This is a genomic window from Paucihalobacter sp., from assembly GCF_036825875.1.
Taxonomy (GTDB): Bacteria; Bacteroidota; Bacteroidia; order Flavobacteriales; family Flavobacteriaceae; genus Paucihalobacter.
This window is the reverse complement of record NZ_DAISXK010000007.1, coordinates 24,430-44,182: the sequence shown is the minus strand read 5'-3', so window position 1 is coordinate 44,182 and position 19,753 is coordinate 24,430. Positions and strand designations below refer to the sequence as shown.

The following is a 19,753-nucleotide window of genomic DNA, read 5'->3' as shown; positions in this document are numbered from 1 at the left end:
ACTATGAATAAATATACAGAAGACGATTTAAGAGAAGAGTTAAAAACCAAAGAATACGAATATGGTTTTTATACCGATATTGCATCGGATACATTCCCTATAGGTTTAAATGAAGATATTGTTAGAGCGATTTCTTTAAAGAAAGAAGAACCAGAATGGATGACGGAATGGCGTTTAGATGCTTTCAAAAACTGGAAAGAAATGGTTGAACCAGAATGGGCTAATATTCATTACCAAAAACCAGATTTTCAAGCCATATCTTATTATTCAGCACCAAACAGCAAACCAAAATACGACAGTTTAGATGAAGTTGATCCAGAACTTTTGGCAACTTTTAAAAAGCTAGGGATTTCCATAGACGAGCAAAAAAAATTAACTGGAGTTGCTATGGATGTGGTTATTGATTCCGTATCAGTTGCTACCTCTTTTAAAAAAACATTAGCTGAAAAAGGAATTATTTTTTGTTCGATAAGCGAAGCCATAAAAGAACATCCCGAATTGGTCAAAAAATATATTGGTACTGTTGTTCCGAAAAAAGACAATTTTTATGCAGCGCTTAACAGTGCCGTTTTTAGCGATGGAAGTTTTTGCTATATTCCAAAAGGCGTCCGATGCCCTATGGAGCTTTCAACTTATTTTCGAATCAACCAAGCTGGAACTGGACAATTTGAACGCACACTTTTAATTGCCGATAAAGGTAGTTATGTTAGTTATCTTGAAGGCTGTACCGCACCCAGCAGAGACGAAAATCAGTTGCATGCTGCCGTTGTAGAACTCATTGCTTTGGATAATGCTGAAATTAAATACTCCACCGTTCAAAACTGGTATCCTGGAAATAGCGAAGGAAAAGGCGGTGTTTATAATTTTGTAACCAAACGCGGCTTGTGCGAAACCAATGCCAAAATTTCTTGGACCCAAGTAGAAACCGGAAGTGCCATAACTTGGAAATATCCATCTTGCATTTTAAAAGGCGACAATTCTGTAGGTGAATTTTATTCCATAGCCGTTACCAATAACTACCAACAGGCGGACACTGGAACCAAAATGATTCACTTAGGGAAAAATACTAAGTCAACCATCATTTCAAAAGGTATTTCTGCCGGAAAATCTCAAAACAGTTACCGCGGATTGGTACACATTAGTTCCAGAGCTGATAATGCCCGAAATTTTTCGCAGTGTGATAGTTTACTAATGGGCAACGCTTGTGGGGCACATACCTTTCCATATATAGAAGCGAAAAATAAAACGGCTAAAATCGAGCACGAAGCCACCACCAGCAAAATTGGTGAAGACCAAATTTTTTACTGTAACCAACGCGGTATTGATACTGAAAAGGCTATTGCACTTATCGTGAATGGTTTTAGCAAAGAAGTACTTAACAAACTTCCTATGGAATTTGCTGTTGAAGCACAAAAACTTTTAGAGATAAGTTTGGAAGGTTCCGTAGGTTAAAATTTAAATTATGAAGCAATTAATCCTCTTAGGATTTTTCTTTTTAAGCATTGTTGGTTGCAAAAACAACGCTGATAAAAATGAATCCGCATCAAAATCTTACAGCCAGGATGACGGCCTTATTACAATAAAAGGCGACTTTATTTTTATTGATAATGCAGCTGTACTCAAAACCACTAACGATATTTATGGGGTAGTGGTAGACAATCAAATGAAAGCATTAGAAAAACAAGTTAAGCCCTATAAAATTGCAAATACCGATATGGTTCCTGTAACCGTAAGAGTTAGAAAATTTGAAAAACCCGATGACGAAGAAGGTTGGCCATATAGAGTTGAAATTAAAGAAATTATTAAGGTTGAAAAACCAGAAGAAGATACAAACGACGTTATTAAATTAGGAAATTAAACATGTTACATATAAAAAATTTACACGCTAGTATTGACGGCAAAGGCATTTTAAAAGGTATACATCTAGACGTTAAACCGGGTGAAGTTCACGCCATTATGGGACCTAATGGTTCAGGGAAAAGCACCTTAGCCTCTGTTATTGCTGGCAAAGATGAGTTTGAAGTTACCAAAGGCGATATACGTTTTGAAAATGAAGATATACAAGAATTAGATCCAGAAGAGCGCGCTCATAAAGGTATTTTTCTTAGTTTTCAATATCCAGTTGAAATTCCAGGTGTGTCTGTTACCAATTTCATTAAAACAGCTATCAACGCAAATCGCAAAGCTAATGGCTTAAATGATATGCCAGCCAACGAAATGCTAAAGATGATAAAAGAAAAGGCTGAAATGCTAGAAATTGATCGTAAATTCTTGTCACGCTCACTTAACGAAGGTTTTTCTGGAGGCGAGAAAAAACGAAATGAAATTTTTCAGTTGGCAATGTTAGAGCCTAAACTAGCCATTCTTGATGAAACTGATTCCGGATTAGATATTGATGCTTTGCGTATTGTTGCCAGCGGCGTTAACAAACTAAAATCTAAAGACAACGCAGTGATTGTAATTACACACTACCAGCGTTTACTCGATTATATCGTACCAGATTTTGTTCATGTACTTCACGATGGTAAAATTGTTAAATCAGGCGACAAAAATTTGGCCAAAGAACTTGAAGCAAAAGGATACGACTGGATTAAAGACGAAGCAATTGTGTAATTATAAACTTATAGTTCACACCAAATAAAATTTAAATGGAATTAAAAGATAAACTTCTCGCCTCGTTTATGGCTTTTGAGTCTGATGTAGACATCGATTCAAACGTACATGATTTAAGAGTAGAAGCTATAAAAAAGTTTGAGGACGACGGATTTCCTACCAAAAAAATGGAAGCATGGAAATACACCTCACTTAACAGTATTTTAAAGCACGATTATAGCGTTTTCCCAAAAGGCGAACCAAGGCTTGAATACGCCGATATAAAACAATATTTTATCCATGATATTGACAGTTATAAGATTGTTTTTGTAGACGGTAAGTATTCATCCTATTTGTCGCAAACCACACACGACGGTATCGACGTATGCCTTATGTCGGCCGCATTAAATAAACCCAAATACCGAATGGTAATTGATAATTATTTTAATAAAGCCGCTAAAAACGAGGGCCTTTCGGCCTTGAATACAGCATTTTCTCAAGAAGGCGCCTACATTCATATCCCTAAAAATAAGGTGGTTGAAAAACCAATTCAAATTTTACATTTCGCAACAGGTACTGAAACGGGTTTAATGCTGCAACCAAGAAATTTAATTATTGTAGACGAAAATTCACATTTGGAGATTATTGAACGTCACCAAAGCTTAACAGAAAACCCTGTTTTAACTAACTGTGTCACTGAAATTTTCACCAACAAACGCGCTATTATTGATTATTACAAAATCCAAAATGATAAACAAACGGCCTCGTTAATTGATAACACCTACATCAACCAAAAACAAGAAAGTGTCGCATCGGTACACACATTTTCATTTGGAGGCAAACTGACTAGAAACAATTTAAACTTTTATCAAAACGGCCAACGCGTTAATTCTAACCTTAAAGGGGTTACTGTTATAGGAGATAAACAACATGTAGATCACAATACTTTAGTACATCATATTGAACCAAATTGCGAAAGTCATCAAGACTATAAAAGCATCATCGGCGACAGTGCTACTGGTGTATTTAATGGTAAAATTGTGGTTGAAAAAGACGCGCAAAAAACCAATGCTTTTCAATCGAACAACAATTTGCTAGTGAGCGACAAAGCCACCATGAATACCAAGCCGCAACTTGAAATTTTTGCCGACGATGTAAAATGTTCGCACGGTTGTACCATTGGTCAACTAGATGAAAGCGCAATGTTTTATTTACAGTCGCGTGGCATTCCAAAAAAAGAAGCTCGTGCGCTTTTGATGTACGCTTTTAGTAACGACATTCTAAGTTCGGTAAAAATCCCTGAAGTTAAACAACGTATCACAAAACTCATCGCCAAAAAACTAAATGTAAACCTTGGATTTGACTTGTAATGCAAACAGAAACTTCAACATATAGTAACTTTAATATTAAATCTATAAGAAATAATTTTCCTATTTTATCTCGCGATGTAAACGGAAAACCATTAATTTATTTCGATAATGCTGCTACTTCACAAACCCCACAAGTAGTAATTGATGCTATTGTTGACTATTATCAACATTATAATGCCAACATTCATCGCGGTGTACATACATTAAGTCAGGAAGCAACTGAAGCCTATGAAGCTTCAAGACGAAAAATTCAACTTCATTTTAATGCCAAACATCCTCACGAAATTATTTTCACATCGGGGACTACTCATGGTATTAATATGATAGCCAATGGTTTTGCTTCCATGTTAAAAAAAGGTGATGTATTATTAGTTTCAGCCTTAGAACATCACAGCAATATCGTTCCGTGGCAAATGCTTTGTGAACGCACTGGAGCTATTTTAGAGGTTATTCCTATGAATACTTATGGAGAATTAATTCTTTCTGAATTTGAAAAACTCCTTAAAAAACAACCCAAACTCGTAGCTGTTACTCATATTTCAAATGCTCTCGGAAGTATCATCCCAATCAAACACATGATTGAAAAAAGTCACGAAGTTGGCGCAGCAGTTTTAATAGACGGCGCTCAAGCTTGTCCGCATTTAAAACCAGACGTTCAGGACTTAGATGCAGACTTTTACGTTTGTGGAGCGCATAAAATATGTGGCCCAACTGGTATAGGAATGCTTTATGGTAAAGAAGAATGGCTTAATAAACTACCGCCATATCAAGGTGGCGGTGAAATGATTGCAGAAGTTACTTTTGAAAAAACTACGTACGCGGGCTTACCACATAAATTTGAAGCAGGCACCCCAAATATCTCGGGAGGCATAGCTTTTGGTGTGGCTTTAGACTATATGAACGGTATTGGCTTTGAAAACATTGCCATTTACGAACAAGAATTACTCGCTTACGCCACCGAGAAACTATTAAGCATCGATGCTTTAAAAATTTACGGAACGGCCAAAAATAAAACTTCCGTTATATCATTTAATGTAGGCGACGTTCATCCATACGATATTGGAACCATTTTAGATAAACTCGGTATTGCGGTCCGTACTGGTCATCACTGTACACAACCCATAATGGACTTTTATAACATTCCGGGTACGGTACGCGCATCATTCTCGTTTTACAACACCAAAGAAGAAATCGACTTTTTTGTTGAAGCTCTTAAGCGAGCGGTGGCTATGCTTTCGTAGTTTTTAATTTCATTTTTTAGTATTCGTTCTTTTTCGGTTGCTTATTGTATTTTTGTATACACTTAAATAAAAAAACATGAAACTATCTTGTGTCACTTTTTGTCTGCTTTTTTTATTTCTATCTTGTAACAAAGATGTTAACGAAACCATGTACGTAAGTGGCAAAACGATTAACTGCCCTGGCGTTATTGAAAAAGAATGTCTTCAAATTAAATATAGTTTAGAGGAAGACTATATCAATTTTTACGATGACATTGAAGGATTCCAACACGATAAAGGCACTGATTATATCATAAAAATTAAACGTACAGAAGTTAATAATCCTCCAGCTGATGATTCCAAATATAAATACAGCCTTGTTGAAGTATTAGAGAAAAAACCAACGCCTACAGCATTGGAAGACGGTTCGTGGCTTGTGGTAGGAATTGTTGGTTTTAAAGGGGATTTTAAACGTGATCCGCTATTGAGTTTATCTCCTGATTTAAATCAAGTTAGCGGTAGCACTGGCTGTAATCGTATTTTTGGTAAAATCATCACCGATAAAAATAAGTTATCATTTCAAAACATTGGTACGACAAAAATGGCTTGCGATGATAATGGTCTAGAAACCCAAATGTTGACTGTTTTAGAAAAGACTGTCTCCTATAAAATAACAGAAAACGTATTATTACTTGAAGACGGCGATGGAAACGTGATTTTAAAAGCATCGAATATAGATCGTAAAGAATAAAAATAACCAATGAAAATATTAATTAGTGTATTGTTAATTGTTATCAGCACAAAAGATTGCACGCAAAAAAGCACAATTTTGCCTACATCTAATAAGGAGGTATCAGAAAATTTAAAAATAACCTATGAAGCATTTTCAAGAGGTTATTTTAAATCAATAACATTTGAAAACTCTAAAATGAAGCACTCCAACGATGTTAATCGTGAAAAAATAGACACCTTATCCATTAACACAAAGGAATGGAACGAGTTAATTGAAATTGTCAATTCTATGAATTTAAAATCATTAGAAAATCTTCAAGCACCAACCGATAAACGACTTTATGATGGCGCGCCACATTGCACATTGAGTATCGCAACCAAAACCGAAGCATATACAACACCATCATTTGATGAGGGTTTTCCGCCAGATGCAATAAAATCTTTGGTTGATAAGATGTTAAGCATTTACGAAAACCATTCGAAGCACTGAGATATATTGTAACTTTGTGAAAAAAGAGATATGACTATAGAAAGTATTCAAAATGAAATTATAGACGAGTTCTCAATGTTTGACGACTGGATGCAGCGATATGAATATATGATAGAACTCGGCAAGTCTCTCCCGTTAATTCAGGAAAAATACAAAACTGACGATAACATCATCAAGGGATGCCAGAGTAAAGTTTGGGTGCATGCCGAAATGAACGACGACAAACTGGTTTTCACCGCCGATAGCGATGCCATAATTACCAAAGGCATCATTGCCATTTTAATTCGCGCATTCTCAAACCACCATCCATCCGAAATTATAGATGCCAATACCAACTTTATTGACGAAATTGGTTTAAAAGAGCATTTATCGCCAACACGAGCTAACGGTTTGGTAAGTATGATAAAGCAGCTAAAACTATATGCAATTGCATATCAAACACAACTAAATTAATCATGAGTGAAACAACAATAGATACCAACGCCTTGGGCGAAAAAATAGTAAGAGTTTTAAAAACTATATATGACCCAGAAATTCCTGTAGATATTTACGAATTAGGATTGATTTACGACGTATTTGTTAATGAAGACTACGACGTAAAAATACTAATGACTTTGACATCCCCAAACTGTCCAGTAGCCGAAACCCTACCATTGGAAGTTGAAGAAAAAGTAAGATCTATCAACGAGGTAAAATCTTCGGAGGTTGAAATTACTTTCGATCCGCCTTGGTCGCAAGATTTAATGAGTGAAGAAGCGAAACTAGAATTGGGTATGCTATAACAAAATGGCTGAAGAAATTATAAATAGAGTTGCAAATAGCAAACTAAAAGTAGTTGATTTAGAAGACTTTTATCCGAAAGGTCAAAGAGTTTTAATCGATTTAAAGTCGTGGTTGTATGAAGAATTTGTACTCAAAGAAAAAGATTTTAGACTCGCTGTCGCTAATCATGATTGGTCACAATATCAAGATTGTTTTGTCGCTTTACATTGCTCAAACGATGCCATTATTCCAGATTGGGCTTATATGCTCATGTCGGTCCATTTACAACCCTATGCCAAGCAAATGATTGTTGGTAGTTTGGAGCAGTTAGAAACCTCTCTGTATCAAGACATTATTAAAATAATAGATCTTTCCGAATATGAAAACGTACCTGTCATCATAAAAGGCTGTTCTAAAAAACCTGTTCCCTTAAGTGCTTACATTATGCTGTCGCAACAACTAATGCCTGTTGCAAAGTCTATTATGTATGGCGAAGCTTGTTCTGCGGTTCCATTATTCAAAAGAAAATAATCTAAAGATTGGTTTTTTTCAAACTTATAGTATTTTTGCCAAATATTTGACATTAAACATGATACTCTATGAAAAAACTAATTTTATTGATGACTTTTGCTTGTTTCGGCACGAGTTATGCCCAAACCTTGGATGAATTAAAAGCGCTTCAACAAGAAAAAAAAGATTCTGTTGCGGCGATTCAGTCGCGTGTAAATGCTATTCAAGCCCAAATTGACGCTATGCCCGGTTGGCGCCTAGGTGCTTTCGGAACCATAGGTGGCAGTGTTTCAGAATTTAGCAACTGGTATGCGCAAGGTGCTCCTAATAACGCTTCTGGAAATATCGGATTTACATTTAATGCTTACGCCAATTTAATTGAAGATAAATTTTTCTGGAGAAATGCCATGACGACCAATTTAAACTGGGTAAAACTTGACGACAAGGACAATCCAAATGATAGCGGCAGCTTTAAACCAACCACCGATGTTTTCAACATTACCTCATTATACGGTAGAAATATAACCAGTAAAATTGCTGCTTCTGCCTTGATGGAATATCGCACTACAATAATTAATAATTTCAATGATCCTGGTTATTTAGACCTTGGTGTTGGTTTTACTTGGACGCCAATCGACAACCTAATCGTGGTGGTTCATCCTTTAAACTACAATTTTGTATTTAGTGATTCAGGCGATATTTTCGAATCGTCATTGGGTGCTAAAATAATGGCAGATTACACTAGATCGATTGGTGCGGTGAATTTTAAATCTAACCTGTCCATGTTTCAGAGTTATAAAAGCGCTGATCTTTCAAACTTAACATGGACCAATTCATTTTCTTATACATTATGGAAAAATTTTGGGGTAGGTTTTGATTTTGGTTTAAGAGATAGTAAACAAGAAGCCTTAAACTACGAAATTAATACTTTAGGAAATGCAAACGCAACTTTTGATACTATTGATAACGATCTTCAAACCTTTTGGACTTTGGGTTTAAGTTACAAGTTTTAAGACTAAACATACTATAAAAAAAGCCTCATGTGAGGCTTTTTTTATAGATCAATCTCTTCAATATCTGGATATAAAAAACTGTTATACGGAAATCGTTGCACATGTATGGCGCGTACTTCATCATAAATACGTTTTCTAAATTCGTTTAAGTTTTCTTTGTTCAAAGCAGAAATGAATAGAGCATTATTCTCCGTTCGATTCATCCATGTTTTTTGCCATTCTTTTAAGCTGTAGTGAGCACTTGTTCTTTCGATTTGTAAATCTTCAGGATTGTAGTGTTCTGGTTGATAGGCATCTATTTTATTAAAAACCATAATGGTTGGTTTATCTTTGCTATCAATTTCAGATAAGATTTTATTAACGGACTCGATATGCTCTTCAAAGTTTGAATGTGAAATATCAACCACATGAAGCAACAAATCTGCTTCTCGCACTTCGTCTAAGGTGCTTTTAAAAGATTCTATAAGTTGTGTTGGCAATTTTCTTATAAATCCAACTGTATCGCTCACTAGAAAAGGTAAGTTTCCGATAACGACCTTTCGGACTGTAGTATCTAACGTGGCAAATAATTTATTTTCTGCAAATACGTCACTCTTACTTATGACATTCATTAAAGTAGATTTTCCAACATTGGTATAACCAACCAAGGCTACTCTAACTAACTGACCGCGATTACCACGTTGCACCGCCATTTGCTTATCAATGGTTTTTATTTTTTCTTTTAGGAGTGCAATTTTATCTCTTACAATTCGTCTATCGGTTTCTATTTCTGTTTCACCAGGACCACGCATACCTATACCACCTTTTTGTCGCTCGAGGTGGGTCCACATTCCTTTTAATCGTGGTAATAAATATTCGCACTGTGCCAGTTCCACTTGCGTGCGTGCGTAACTGGTTTGCGCCCGTTGCGCGAAGATGTCTAAAATTAAATTGGTTCGGTCTAAAATTTTACAATTGAGAATTTTACTAATATTACGTTCTTGAGCCGGAGACAGCTCGTCATCGAAAATCACAGTGCCAATTTCATTATCTAAAACAAATTGTTTAACCTCCTCAATTTTGCCTGTTCCTATAAAAGTTTTTGGGTTGGGCATGTCCATTTTTTGAACATATCTTTTAACCACCTGACCACCAGCTGTGAAAGTTAAAAATTCTAGTTCGTCTAAGTATTCCTTAGATTTTTCCTCGTCTTGAATTTGATTTATGATACCAACCAAAACCACTTTTTCTAAAGTGATATCTTTCTTTTCTAACATATAAATAATTATAGCTCAAAGTTACACATTTAGCAGCGATTAAAAAGCGACTGAGTAAATGCATTCATCGATAAATGGGTTTTTAAAAGAACTTAAAAACTTAAAATTGTAAGCTTATTTCTATTTAGTCGCTTTTAGTCGATTATTAAGGCGTTTTATCTATTATAACACTGTTAATATAGCGTTAATTGTCATTTTTTTTATCTTCGGAATTCCTTAAGAACTAACCCAAAATTGTCGTTTTTATTCAAAAATTTTTCAATTCAGTTTCTGAGGATGCTAAGCTGCTTAATATTAACAATTAAGCAATCTACAAACTAAACTAATTATATCAAATGAAAAAAATTACTTTTCTAATGACATTACTATTTATGTGCTTCGGCTGGTATGGTAATGCTCAAATTTCGTCCTTCCCATATCTCGAAGATTTTGAATCGGGAGATGGTGGTTGGGTTGCAAATAATGTAACTAATGGCACATGGGCGTTAGGCACTCCGGCTGGAACTGTTATCAATAGTGCAGCATCAGGTGCTAATGCTTGGGTAACTAATCTTACTGGAAATTATAACAATAACGAAAACTCGTTTGTGCAAAGTCCTGTATTCGATTTCACAGACCTTAGTGCGCCAGGTATCCAATTTAGTATTTGGTGGAACGCAGAATTTAGTTGGGATGGACTGGTTTTACAATCGTCTGTTAATGGTGGCAGCACATGGCAAAATGTTGGTTCTTTTAATGATCCAAATAATTGGTACAACGATACTACAATAAATGGAAATCCAGGCGGTCAACAAATTGGTTGGACTGGAAGAAATAGTTCAAGTAATGGGTCTGGAGGCTGGGTTAGTGCCAGTAACGCCCTAACGGGACTCGCTGGTCAAAGCAATGTTATTATTAGATTTGCCTTTGGCTCGGATGGTTCAGTAAATGATAATGGAGTAGCATTTGATCTTGTCAATATTTTTGATGTTGCTTGTCCGGCACCTGCGGCTTTAAATGCCACTGTAAACGTTACTGATGCAACGCTAACTTGGACTGCAGGTGGAGCTGAAACTTCATGGGAATATATTAATCAAGAGGCTGGAAATCCTGCTCCTGGTACATCGGATTCAGGCACAGTAACTGCTAGTACATCTGTGAATTTATCTGGCTTACTAGAAGGTGCAACTTATCAGTTCTATGTCAGGGCTGATTGTAGTAGCGATTTCAGTGTATGGTCAGGACCTTTTACTTATAGCATCAGTGGTCCAGGTGAAACCTGTGCTAATCCAATTTTGGTACCGCCTACACTTCCATATAGCACTGATGACAATACCTCCAATTACGGTGATAATTATGGCGGTTCTCCAGGTACAAACTGCGGTACTACAAGTTCTTATTTAGGCGGAGACGATGTGGTTTATTCATATACCCCAGACATTGATACTTCTATTACGATTTCTATGACTCCTTCGGGAACGTGGTCGGGCTTATTTGTTTATGAAAGCTGCGAAGATATAGGAGCGGTTTGTGCCAGTGGTATTGCAAATTCTGGAACAAGTGTTAGAGAAATAATTTTACCGGTAACAGCTGGAAATACTATTTATATTGTTATTTCAACTTGGCCTACGCCTCAATCTGTAGCCTACAACTTAACGATAACTGAAAATACTTGTACCGATCCCGAAGCAACATTTGCCATAGTGAGCGATTGTATAAACGGCGAACAGTTTTTTGTGGAAGTTGATGTTACTAGTTTAGGTTCTGCCAACACATTATCCCTAACAGACAACCAAGGAAATCCCCCATTAAATGTTGATACCATTGGTGTTTTTCAGTTTGGTCCTTATGCTAATACAACCAACGTCGCCATTACAGTAAGTAATGACGACGATGCTAATTGCGTGATTAACGGCCCAACTTTAACACAAGAGTTTTGTTTGGATGCGCAAGTTGATTGTACTGCCGGACCTTTAACAGTTTCCTATTGTTATGTAGATAACGATACCAATGTTTTTGTTTACACTAGCACGGATGGTTCGCAACTGAATTTAACAATTAATTCGGGATTTGTTGAAAACACATGGGATGAATTGATCGTCCTTGATTCCGATGGTGTAACCAATTTAAACGCTGCCACACCTTACGGAGCGGGTGGAAATATTTCCGGACTTACTTTTCAATCATCGGGCGATACTATTTCGTTTTGGGTTCAATCTGATGGCGTTTTTAGCTGCGATTCCGGAAGCACACCAATGAATTCGGGAATTGAATATACCGTTGCATGTGCCACATGCACCAATCCAGTTGCTAATTTTCAAGTGGTAAGCGATTGTTTAAATGCGCCACAATTTTTTGTTGAAGTAGATTTAACCGAAATCGGTTCAGCATCAAGTGTAACTTTAACCGATAACCAAGGCAGCACGCCTCAAATTGCTAACGCATCTGGTACTTTTACATTCGGTCCGTATGCGAATTTAACGGATGTGGTAATTACGCTTGCTAATGACGATGATACCAATTGTGTCATCAATAGTAACAGTTTAACACAAGAATTCTGTATCGAGAACACTGTAAATTGTGCAACAGGACCCCTTAATGCGTTTTATTGTTATGAAAATAATGACACCAATGTGTTTTCCTATACCAGCTCTGATGGTTCTCCATTAAATCTAATCATCAATTCTGGTGCAGTTGAAAACAACTGGGATGAATTGATTATTTTAGATTCGGATGGCGTAACAAATTTAAATGCCGCTAATCCTTATGGCAATGCTGGCAATATTTCAGGATTAACATTTCAATCAACTGGAGACACTATATTTTTTGCTGTCCAGTCAGATTTTACAGTTAGTTGTGCTTCTTCTGGAGCGCCTCTAAGTTTAGGTATCAATTACACTGTAAGCTGCGCCACATGTATCAATCCACAAGCTACATATCAAGTAATTGACGATTGCGATAATGGCGATCAGTTTTTGGTAGATGTCAACGTTACAAGTTTAGGTGATGCCGTCTCAGTAACTATTTCAGATAACCAAGGCTCTACACCTATTTCTGTAAGTGAAACTGGTATAACCCAATTTGGACCATATCCTTTTTTGACTGACATCATATTTACCGTTAGTAACGACCAAGATGTCAATTGTGTAATTAATAGCGCTCCAATTCAATTATTGGCTTGTCCGCCAGCCAATGACAATTGTGATGGTGCAACAGTAGCAGTTGTAAATACTAATGATGCTTGTGATACAGTGACATCTGGGACTATTTTAGCGGCAACCCCATCGGGTGTGCCAGCTGGTTCTTGCGCAGGTGATCCTAACGACGATGTTTGGTTTGAGTTTACAGCTGAAAATGAAGTACAAATTATATCCTTACTAAATATTGCTGGAGGCACTTTCAATTTAGATCATGCGCTGTATGAAGGAAACTGCGGAACATTAACAGAGCTTTATTGTTCACCAAATACTTCTAGCGTAACGCCTGAGTTGGTTGTTGGTAATACTTATTATATACGTGTCTTTTCTTTTGGTAGTGTCGATGAAACTACGACTTTCGATTTATGTATACGTCGTGCTCCAACAAATATTATTTGTGAAAATGCTGAAAATTTCTGTACTGATGGTGAGGCTCTTGTATCTTCTAATATAATTGGGATACCAGATACAGGCCGAATAGCGTGTTTATTTACAGCTCCAAATCCAACTTGGAATATAATTCAAATTGGAAATCCTGGTTTAATTGAAATTGAAATCGCACAAACTGATGCAGGTGGAAATGGTTTAGATGTTGATTTTGTGCTTTGGGGTCCATTTAGCAGTCTAGAAGACGTTTGCAACGGTTTAGATAACGGTTGTCCAACACCTGGAGATTGTCCAAATAACACTACCAATCCTAACTTTTATCCTTTTGGTAATATCGTTGATTGTAGTTATTCATTTGTCTCCACCGAAAATGCTACCATTAATAATGCACAGACTGGTGAAATTTATATTTTGCTTGTTACCAACTTCTCAAACCAACCAGGAACGATTAGTATCTCTCAAACTAATTTGGGCGCTGGAGATTCTGGGACCATAACGGCTGATATAGAAGCCGTTATTGAAAGTGATGAAGTGGTTTTTGTAGACATAGATAACGATCCTTCAACTCCAGAAGTTGCTGAAGTTTGCGGGATTGAAAGTGTAACCATAAGGGTAAATTCTCCATTTGCAGACAGCTTTATTTGGTATAGAGATGGTTTCGTAATTGAAGGAGAAACTGGTTCAACATTAGTAGTGACAGAATCTGACAACTATCAAGTTCAAGCATACGATGAGCAATGCGATACCGATGCGTTCTCACAAATTGTAGAAGTCCGTATTTACCGTGAAGCAATTGCAAATCAGCCAGCCGATATCATTACCTGTGAAGAGCCTGGTAGCAACGGAATTGAAGATTTTGATTTAAACTCCCAAATACCGGCAATTTTAGATGGTCAGGATCCTGCATTATTTAATGTAACGTTCTACACCTCACTGGCAGATGCCAATCAAAATATCAACCCTATTACTTCTCCATTTGACAGCGCAGGTCAAACCATATATGTTAGAGTAGAAGATATTGATGCAGCAGCAGATAATTTCCTAGGTTGTAGAGCAATTACTCAATTTGAGTTAATTATTTCTGGCCCTACTCCAACCGCAACTAGCGTTGACTTTGAAGTATGCGATGATATGTCTCGTGACGGCTTTGAGATGTTCGATTTAGAGTCTCACAGCCCTGCCATTTTAGATGGTCAGGATAGTACTGTATTCAATGTCACTTATTATCTCAACGAAGCAGATGCCGACGCAGGAGTTAATGCATTGACTTCACTATATACAAATATCGCAACACCGCAAACTATTTTTGCAAGAGTTGAAAGCAACGTGGCCGTAGATTGTTATTCTATCACAGATTTTGATTTAATTGTGAGCGATATTCCTTTCGCAACATTTAATAGTGATGCGGTTGATTATGAAGTTTGCCCGAATGCAACTGTGCCTATTGAAATTTCGTTAGTCCCAGATGGCTATTCTGAAGCAGACGTGACCGTTGACTGGGAATTAGACAACGCGCCTTTTAACGAAGGCTCAGGCTTATTGATTCCTGTGTTAGTCGCTGGAACTTACACCGCTTATATTACTTTCAATAATACTGGTTGTGAGTTTACAGTAAGCGAAACTGTAATTGAACTTGAATCTTGCGTTATTCCGGAAGGGATATCACCTAACAATGACGGATTAAATGACACTTTTGATTTAAGCAGTTACGATGTGACCCGACTTGAGATTTTTAATAGAAACGGCACATTAGTTTATTCAAAAGATAACTATCAAAATGAATGGTTTGGTCAAACAAACAAAGGTGAAGAGCTTCCAGTAGGTACCTACTTCTATACAATGACTTATGAAGGTGGTGCAAAAAAACGAAGTGCTTGGGTATACATTAGCCGATAATTAACTAACTAATTCAAAATATTAATAATGAAAAAATTATATATCATTTTTGTATTGCTTCTTGCTTCTGAAGCTTTTAGCCAGCAAGACCCTCAGTATACGCAATACATGTATAATATGAATGTTTTAAATCCTGCCTATGCCGGTTCTAGAGATGGCCTTTCTTTTGGTGCGCTCTACAGAACTCAATGGACGGGAATAAGCGGTGCGCCAAAAACCGGAACATTTTTCGGTCACATGCCCGTTGGGGAAAAGGTTGGTGTCGGGCTCTCAATAATATCCGATAAAATTGGTCCGATAAATGAAACCAACGCTTACGCCGATTTCTCCTATACTTTACAGCTTGGTGGTCCCCATAAATTGGCTTTTGGTATTAAAGCTGGTGCTACCTTCCATGATCGTGGGTTGGGTGACTTAGATTTAATTGATCCAGGAGATCCTTTCTTTCAAAATATTACTGGTACGACGCCAAATATAGGTGCTGGTGTATTTTATTACACCGATAATTATTATTTCTCGGTTTCTGTTCCTAATATCATTAGCTCGGTAAAACTAGATGCTAACGGAACTGAGTTTGGAACCGAAGTAGCACATTATTTCATTACTGGTGGTTATGTGTTTCAATTAAATCCGAATACAAAATTTAAACCTTCTTTCTTAGTTAAATCAGCATTTGAGGCACCAACTTCTTTTGATGTTAATGCCAACTTCTTATTCTTTGACAAGTTAGAGCTAGGAGCCTCTTACAGACTAGACGATTCGTTTTCTGGTTTGATTAATTTCGCCATTACACCTGATGTTAGAATCGGCTACGCTTACGATGCAGTAACTTCAGATATCAGAAGGTATGCTCCTGCTTCTCATGAAGTAATGTTACTATTCGATTTAAATTTCCCGAAAAAAGTATCGCGTTCACCTAGATTCTTCTAACCCGTTAAGCTAAAACAATCATGAAAAAAATTAATATTATACTTTTACTTTTAGCCCTAATTTGCGGGGTGAGTTTAACAGCTCAAAATAATGCTACCAAAAAAGCTGATAAACTCTTTGAACGTTTACAATTTGTTGAAGCAGCTAAACAGTACAATAAACTTATAGAAAACGGAAAAGGTGACACTTATGTTTACAGCCAATTAGCAGAGTGTTACTACAACGTTTTTAACACTGTTGAAGCGGAGCGCTGGTACGTAAAAGCCTTGGCTAACACCGAAAGCCCAGAATTAGTTTACAAGTATTCGGAGATGTTAAAAGCTAATGGAAAATACGAGCAGTCTAACCAACAAATGAGTAAATTTGCTAGTATGCGTCCTGGAGACACGCGTGCTATTGCTTTTAGAGAAAACCCTAATTATCTACCAAATATTTTAGAGCGAGGTAAAAAATTCAACGTTCAAAATTTGGAGATAAATTCAGAATCGTCTGATTTTGGCGGGACATTACACGACGGGAAATTGTACTTCTCTACTGCTAGAAATCAAGACCGACGTAATTATGGTTGGAACAAAGAACCTTTTTTAGATATCTACAGTGCCAGTGTAAACAGCGATGGTAGTTATCAAGAAGCTACCAAAATGAATGATAAAATCAACACGAAATACCACGAAGGTTTGGTGTCTTTTTCTCCAGACGGTAAAGCCATGTATTTTGGTAGGGAAAGCTTTTTTGAGAAAATTTATGTAAAAGATTCTATCACAAAAAATAAGGCAGGCGTAATTCATTTGTATAAGGCTACCAAATTAGGCTCCGATTGGGATCGTATTGAAGCTTTAAACATTAACAGTGAAAATTATTCTGTAAAAAATCCATCAGTAAGTCCTGATGGTAAAACACTTTATTTTGCATCCGACATGCCTGGCGGTTATGGTAATTTTGATATTTACAAGGCCCCAATTAATGACGATGGCACTATAGGAACTCCTGTAAATATGGGTCAAAAGGTCAATACTGAAGGCCAAGAAATGTTTCCTTTTATCAGTAGCAATGGCACTTTATACTTTTCATCTAATGGTCATTTAGGTCTTGGTGGTTTAGATGTTTTCTACACCAGAGAAATAGATGGCAGAATGACCAATGTTAGAAATGTTGGAATTCCTGTAAATAGTAATGGCGACGATTTTGCCTTTACCATTGATGAGGATGCCGAAACAGGTTTTGTGTCTTCTAATCGTGAAGGTGGTCAAGGTAGCGACGATATTTATGCCATTAAAAAAATACAACCCTTATGCGATGTTTTAGTATTGGTGAGCGTTGTTGACGACCAAACCGGTAATCCAATCCCTAATGCTATTGTATCATTATTTGACGGACAAGGTATTAAAGTGTTATCTAAAGAAACCAATGCCGAGGGTATAACTGAATATTTAATAGAATGTGAAACTGCCAACGATATTGACGCCATTGCCGACGGTTATTCTGGTAAAAGAATTACGGTTCCTTCATCTAGTGAGGAAGAATTAGCACTAACCATTAGTTTATTACCAATTGATGATTTAATCGCATTCGGTAAAATAGCATTAGAACCAATTTACTTTGATTTTGACAAATCAAATATCACAGAAAAAGCTGCGTTTGAGTTGGATAAATTAGTTCAAATCATGAACAAGTATCCAGAAATGGTTATTCATGTAGAATCTCACACTGATATTAGAGGTTCTGTTGCCTATAACGAAAAACTTTCAGATAGACGTGCTCAATCCACAGTTCAATATGTGATTTCAAAAGGTATAGCTGAAGATAGAATTTCAGGAACTGGTAAAGGTGAAAGCGACTTAAAAATTAAATGTGGAGCCAATTGTTCTGAAGAAGACCATCAAGCCAACCGTAGATCTGAATTTAATATTACTAACGGCAATCCAAAGGATTAAGAATATTTTTATATTGTTCGATTATAGAAATGCCACTTCAGAAATGAGGTGGCTTTTTTATAACAGTCAAATTAATCAGAAAATTTGTAATACCCAATAACTTCAATCTGTTTATGACAGATTTTTCCTATAGTCAATAATCGGACATTACTTTAGCCTTGCTTTCTATTAAGGCTTTATTTAATTGATATAAAACAATATATATAATATTATATCCGTTTTATATACTTTTACGAACAAAATTATATGCGCATTTCATCGATTTTTTGTGTCTTTTGCGGATTCGGTATGTTTTTTTTAATACTTTAGCATTGTAAAAATTCATTAAAACCCAAATCTGATGAAAAAAATTACACTACTACTATCTATGCTTATAGGTATACATCAACTTAATGCCCAAATTTCGCATTTCGAAGACTTTGAAGGTTACACAAATATTTCCCAAGTAGAATGGAGTACTAACGGATTCTTTTTTGACTCTTTTAGCAGACCTTGCGATGGTACTTCCATTAGGGATAATTTGGCTAATATTTCAACAACAGGCGAATTGGTTTCACCCAATTTTGTAGGACAGTCTGACGGAACGGACATTAGAATCAGTTTTGACTATAAAGTTATAAACTGGGGATTTTTAAATGCTACTCAGCCTGGTTGGGGAAATATTAGTATTCAATTTTCTACTAATAATGGTAATTCATGGAATGACATCGCTTCTATTGATGATGGCAACCACGTACCTTCCACACAATGTGCAACAAAAATTTATACGTTGGATGGGGCGTTGGTTCCTGAAGGTTCAAACTTCATGCTACGCTATTTCATAACATGGGAAAGTGGCGATTATTATGTTTATCTAGATAATATTTCCATAACTCAAAACAGACAAATTATAATCATTGATAATACCAACAGCAGTGAAACCATTACCCACTGCTACGACAATTTGGATAATACTTGCTGGGTGATTAACTCGGTTGATGGGACTCCATTAAGTGTAAATTTTAACCAAGGAACAATAGAAAGTTGTTGCGATACAATTACTATTTATGATGGTGAAAATGTTAATGCTCCTGTCATATACCAAGGAAATAACGATGGTGATTTGGCAGGATTGCAGTTTACAGGCACGGCTAACAAAATGTTTATTAAAATAGATTCTAACGAGGCTATTAGTTGCTTAACCGCTGAAGGCACCCAATGGAACTTTTCGGTAAATAGAACTTTAAGTGTTTCTGATAATAATTTAAACTCCTTTACATTTTATCCAAACCCAACTAGAGATAGAATTGAGTTTAATGCGAATCAAAGTGTAGACAATATAATTATTTTCAATATATTAGGAAAAACAGTCACGAATGCAAAGGTCAATCTATCCAACAATACCATTGACGTTTCAAGTTTAGCTTCCGGTGCTTACCTTATGAAAGTTTCAATAGGTTCCGTCACCCAAAATTATAAATTCATTAAGCTATAATCTACGTTGTC

At 36.4% G+C, this 19,753-nt stretch carries 16 protein-coding genes; 15 read left to right on the top strand and 1 reads right to left on the bottom strand.

The features are described 5' to 3' along the window. The first annotated feature begins 3 nt into the window (after nt 1–3). From sufB to V7Z48_RS03495, 11 genes are all read left to right on the top strand, one after another. On the top strand, nt 4–1,452 hold the full coding sequence (sufB, locus tag V7Z48_RS03545) for a Fe-S cluster assembly protein SufB (RefSeq protein ID WP_334112015.1): 1,449 nt from the start codon (nt 4–6) through the stop codon (nt 1,450–1,452). Nucleotides 1,453–1,462: 10 nt separating this feature from the next. Further along, nucleotides 1,463–1,858: a hypothetical protein gene (locus V7Z48_RS03540; RefSeq protein WP_334112014.1), complete on the top strand. Its 396-nt coding sequence runs from the start codon at nt 1,463–1,465 to the stop codon at nt 1,856–1,858. A 2-nt stretch (nt 1,859–1,860) separates the two neighbouring features. Beyond that, the gene (sufC, locus tag V7Z48_RS03535) at nt 1,861–2,613 is read left to right on the top strand and encodes a Fe-S cluster assembly ATPase SufC (protein WP_334112013.1); all 753 of its coding nucleotides are present in this window, start codon (nt 1,861–1,863) and stop codon (nt 2,611–2,613) included. A 35-nt stretch (nt 2,614–2,648) separates the two neighbouring features. Next, nucleotides 2,649–3,962 carry a Fe-S cluster assembly protein SufD gene (gene sufD / locus V7Z48_RS03530; protein WP_334112012.1) on the top strand — a complete coding sequence of 438 codons (1,314 nt, stop codon included), beginning with the start codon at nt 2,649–2,651 and terminating at the stop codon, nt 3,960–3,962. After that, complete coding sequence (locus tag V7Z48_RS03525) at nt 3,962–5,203, top strand: aminotransferase class V-fold PLP-dependent enzyme (RefSeq protein WP_334112011.1); 1,242 nt, start codon at nt 3,962–3,964, stop codon at nt 5,201–5,203. Before sufD ends, V7Z48_RS03525 begins: the two co-directional genes overlap by 1 nt. Nucleotides 5,204–5,279: 76 nt before the next feature. After that, on the top strand, nt 5,280–5,933 hold the full coding sequence (locus tag V7Z48_RS03520; protein ID WP_334112010.1) for a DUF4377 domain-containing protein: 654 nt from the start codon (nt 5,280–5,282) through the stop codon (nt 5,931–5,933). A gap of 9 nt (nt 5,934–5,942) precedes the next feature. Continuing rightward, nucleotides 5,943–6,404 (top strand): hypothetical protein, encoded by a 462-nt coding sequence (locus tag V7Z48_RS03515; RefSeq protein WP_334112009.1) that lies wholly within the window; start codon nt 5,943–5,945, stop codon nt 6,402–6,404. Nucleotides 6,405–6,434: 30 nt separating this feature from the next. Then, nucleotides 6,435–6,857, top strand: a complete 423-nt coding sequence (locus tag V7Z48_RS03510; protein ID WP_334112008.1) for a SufE family protein — start codon at nt 6,435–6,437, stop codon at nt 6,855–6,857. Between the two features lie 2 nt (nt 6,858–6,859). Then, on the top strand, nt 6,860–7,186 hold the full coding sequence (locus V7Z48_RS03505) for a DUF59 domain-containing protein (protein ID WP_334112007.1): 327 nt from the start codon (nt 6,860–6,862) through the stop codon (nt 7,184–7,186). Nucleotides 7,187–7,190: 4 nt separating this feature from the next. Next, nucleotides 7,191–7,697 carry a DUF2480 family protein gene (locus V7Z48_RS03500; protein WP_334112006.1) on the top strand — a complete coding sequence of 169 codons (507 nt, stop codon included), beginning with the start codon at nt 7,191–7,193 and terminating at the stop codon, nt 7,695–7,697. Nucleotides 7,698–7,765: 68 nt separating this feature from the next. Next, the gene (locus tag V7Z48_RS03495; RefSeq protein WP_334112005.1) at nt 7,766–8,689 is read left to right on the top strand and encodes a DUF3078 domain-containing protein; all 924 of its coding nucleotides are present in this window, start codon (nt 7,766–7,768) and stop codon (nt 8,687–8,689) included. A gap of 41 nt (nt 8,690–8,730) precedes the next feature. On the opposite strand, the gene hflX is transcribed toward V7Z48_RS03495, so the two are convergent. Then, complete coding sequence (gene hflX, locus V7Z48_RS03490) at nt 8,731–9,945, bottom strand: GTPase HflX (protein WP_334112004.1); 1,215 nt, start codon at nt 9,943–9,945, stop codon at nt 8,731–8,733. Between the two features lie 335 nt (nt 9,946–10,280). Between hflX and V7Z48_RS03485 the strand changes: the two genes are divergently transcribed. The 4 genes from V7Z48_RS03485 to V7Z48_RS03470 all read left to right on the top strand — a co-directional run bounded on the left by V7Z48_RS03485 (nt 10,281) and on the right by V7Z48_RS03470 (nt 19,742). Then, entirely contained in the window at nt 10,281–15,404 is a 5,124-nt protein-coding gene (locus V7Z48_RS03485) for a gliding motility-associated C-terminal domain-containing protein (RefSeq protein WP_334112003.1), read from the top strand. A 27-nt stretch (nt 15,405–15,431) separates the two neighbouring features. Next, complete coding sequence (locus tag V7Z48_RS03480; RefSeq protein ID WP_334112002.1) at nt 15,432–16,334, top strand: PorP/SprF family type IX secretion system membrane protein; 903 nt, start codon at nt 15,432–15,434, stop codon at nt 16,332–16,334. Nucleotides 16,335–16,354: 20 nt separating this feature from the next. Next, nucleotides 16,355–18,268: an OmpA family protein gene (locus V7Z48_RS03475; protein WP_334112001.1), complete on the top strand. Its 1,914-nt coding sequence runs from the start codon at nt 16,355–16,357 to the stop codon at nt 18,266–18,268. Nucleotides 18,269–18,608: 340 nt separating this feature from the next. Beyond that, nucleotides 18,609–19,742, top strand: a complete 1,134-nt coding sequence (locus V7Z48_RS03470; RefSeq protein ID WP_334112000.1) for a T9SS type A sorting domain-containing protein — start codon at nt 18,609–18,611, stop codon at nt 19,740–19,742. Nucleotides 19,743–19,753 lie beyond the last annotated feature (11 nt).

Excerpts from the sequence above, each read along its gene's own strand:
- sufB (WP_334112015.1), top strand. The coding sequence starts at position 4 with ATGAATAAATATACAGAAGACGATTTAAGAGAAGAGTTAAAAACCAAA.
- V7Z48_RS03540 (WP_334112014.1), top strand. The coding sequence starts at position 1,463 with ATGAAGCAATTAATCCTCTTAGGATTTTTCTTTTTAAGCATTGTTGGT.
- sufC (WP_334112013.1), top strand. The coding sequence starts at position 1,861 with ATGTTACATATAAAAAATTTACACGCTAGTATTGACGGCAAAGGCATT.
- sufD (WP_334112012.1), top strand. The coding sequence starts at position 2,649 with ATGGAATTAAAAGATAAACTTCTCGCCTCGTTTATGGCTTTTGAGTCT.
- V7Z48_RS03525 (WP_334112011.1), top strand. The coding sequence starts at position 3,962 with ATGCAAACAGAAACTTCAACATATAGTAACTTTAATATTAAATCTATA.
- V7Z48_RS03520 (WP_334112010.1), top strand. The coding sequence starts at position 5,280 with ATGAAACTATCTTGTGTCACTTTTTGTCTGCTTTTTTTATTTCTATCT.
- V7Z48_RS03515 (WP_334112009.1), top strand. The coding sequence starts at position 5,943 with ATGAAAATATTAATTAGTGTATTGTTAATTGTTATCAGCACAAAAGAT.
- V7Z48_RS03510 (WP_334112008.1), top strand. The coding sequence starts at position 6,435 with ATGACTATAGAAAGTATTCAAAATGAAATTATAGACGAGTTCTCAATG.
- V7Z48_RS03505 (WP_334112007.1), top strand. The coding sequence starts at position 6,860 with ATGAGTGAAACAACAATAGATACCAACGCCTTGGGCGAAAAAATAGTA.
- V7Z48_RS03500 (WP_334112006.1), top strand. The coding sequence starts at position 7,191 with ATGGCTGAAGAAATTATAAATAGAGTTGCAAATAGCAAACTAAAAGTA.
- V7Z48_RS03495 (WP_334112005.1), top strand. The coding sequence starts at position 7,766 with ATGAAAAAACTAATTTTATTGATGACTTTTGCTTGTTTCGGCACGAGT.
- hflX (WP_334112004.1), bottom strand. The coding sequence starts at position 9,945 with ATGTTAGAAAAGAAAGATATCACTTTAGAAAAAGTGGTTTTGGTTGGT.
- V7Z48_RS03485 (WP_334112003.1), top strand. The coding sequence starts at position 10,281 with ATGAAAAAAATTACTTTTCTAATGACATTACTATTTATGTGCTTCGGC.
- V7Z48_RS03480 (WP_334112002.1), top strand. The coding sequence starts at position 15,432 with ATGAAAAAATTATATATCATTTTTGTATTGCTTCTTGCTTCTGAAGCT.
- V7Z48_RS03475 (WP_334112001.1), top strand. The coding sequence starts at position 16,355 with ATGAAAAAAATTAATATTATACTTTTACTTTTAGCCCTAATTTGCGGG.
- V7Z48_RS03470 (WP_334112000.1), top strand. The coding sequence starts at position 18,609 with ATGAAAAAAATTACACTACTACTATCTATGCTTATAGGTATACATCAA.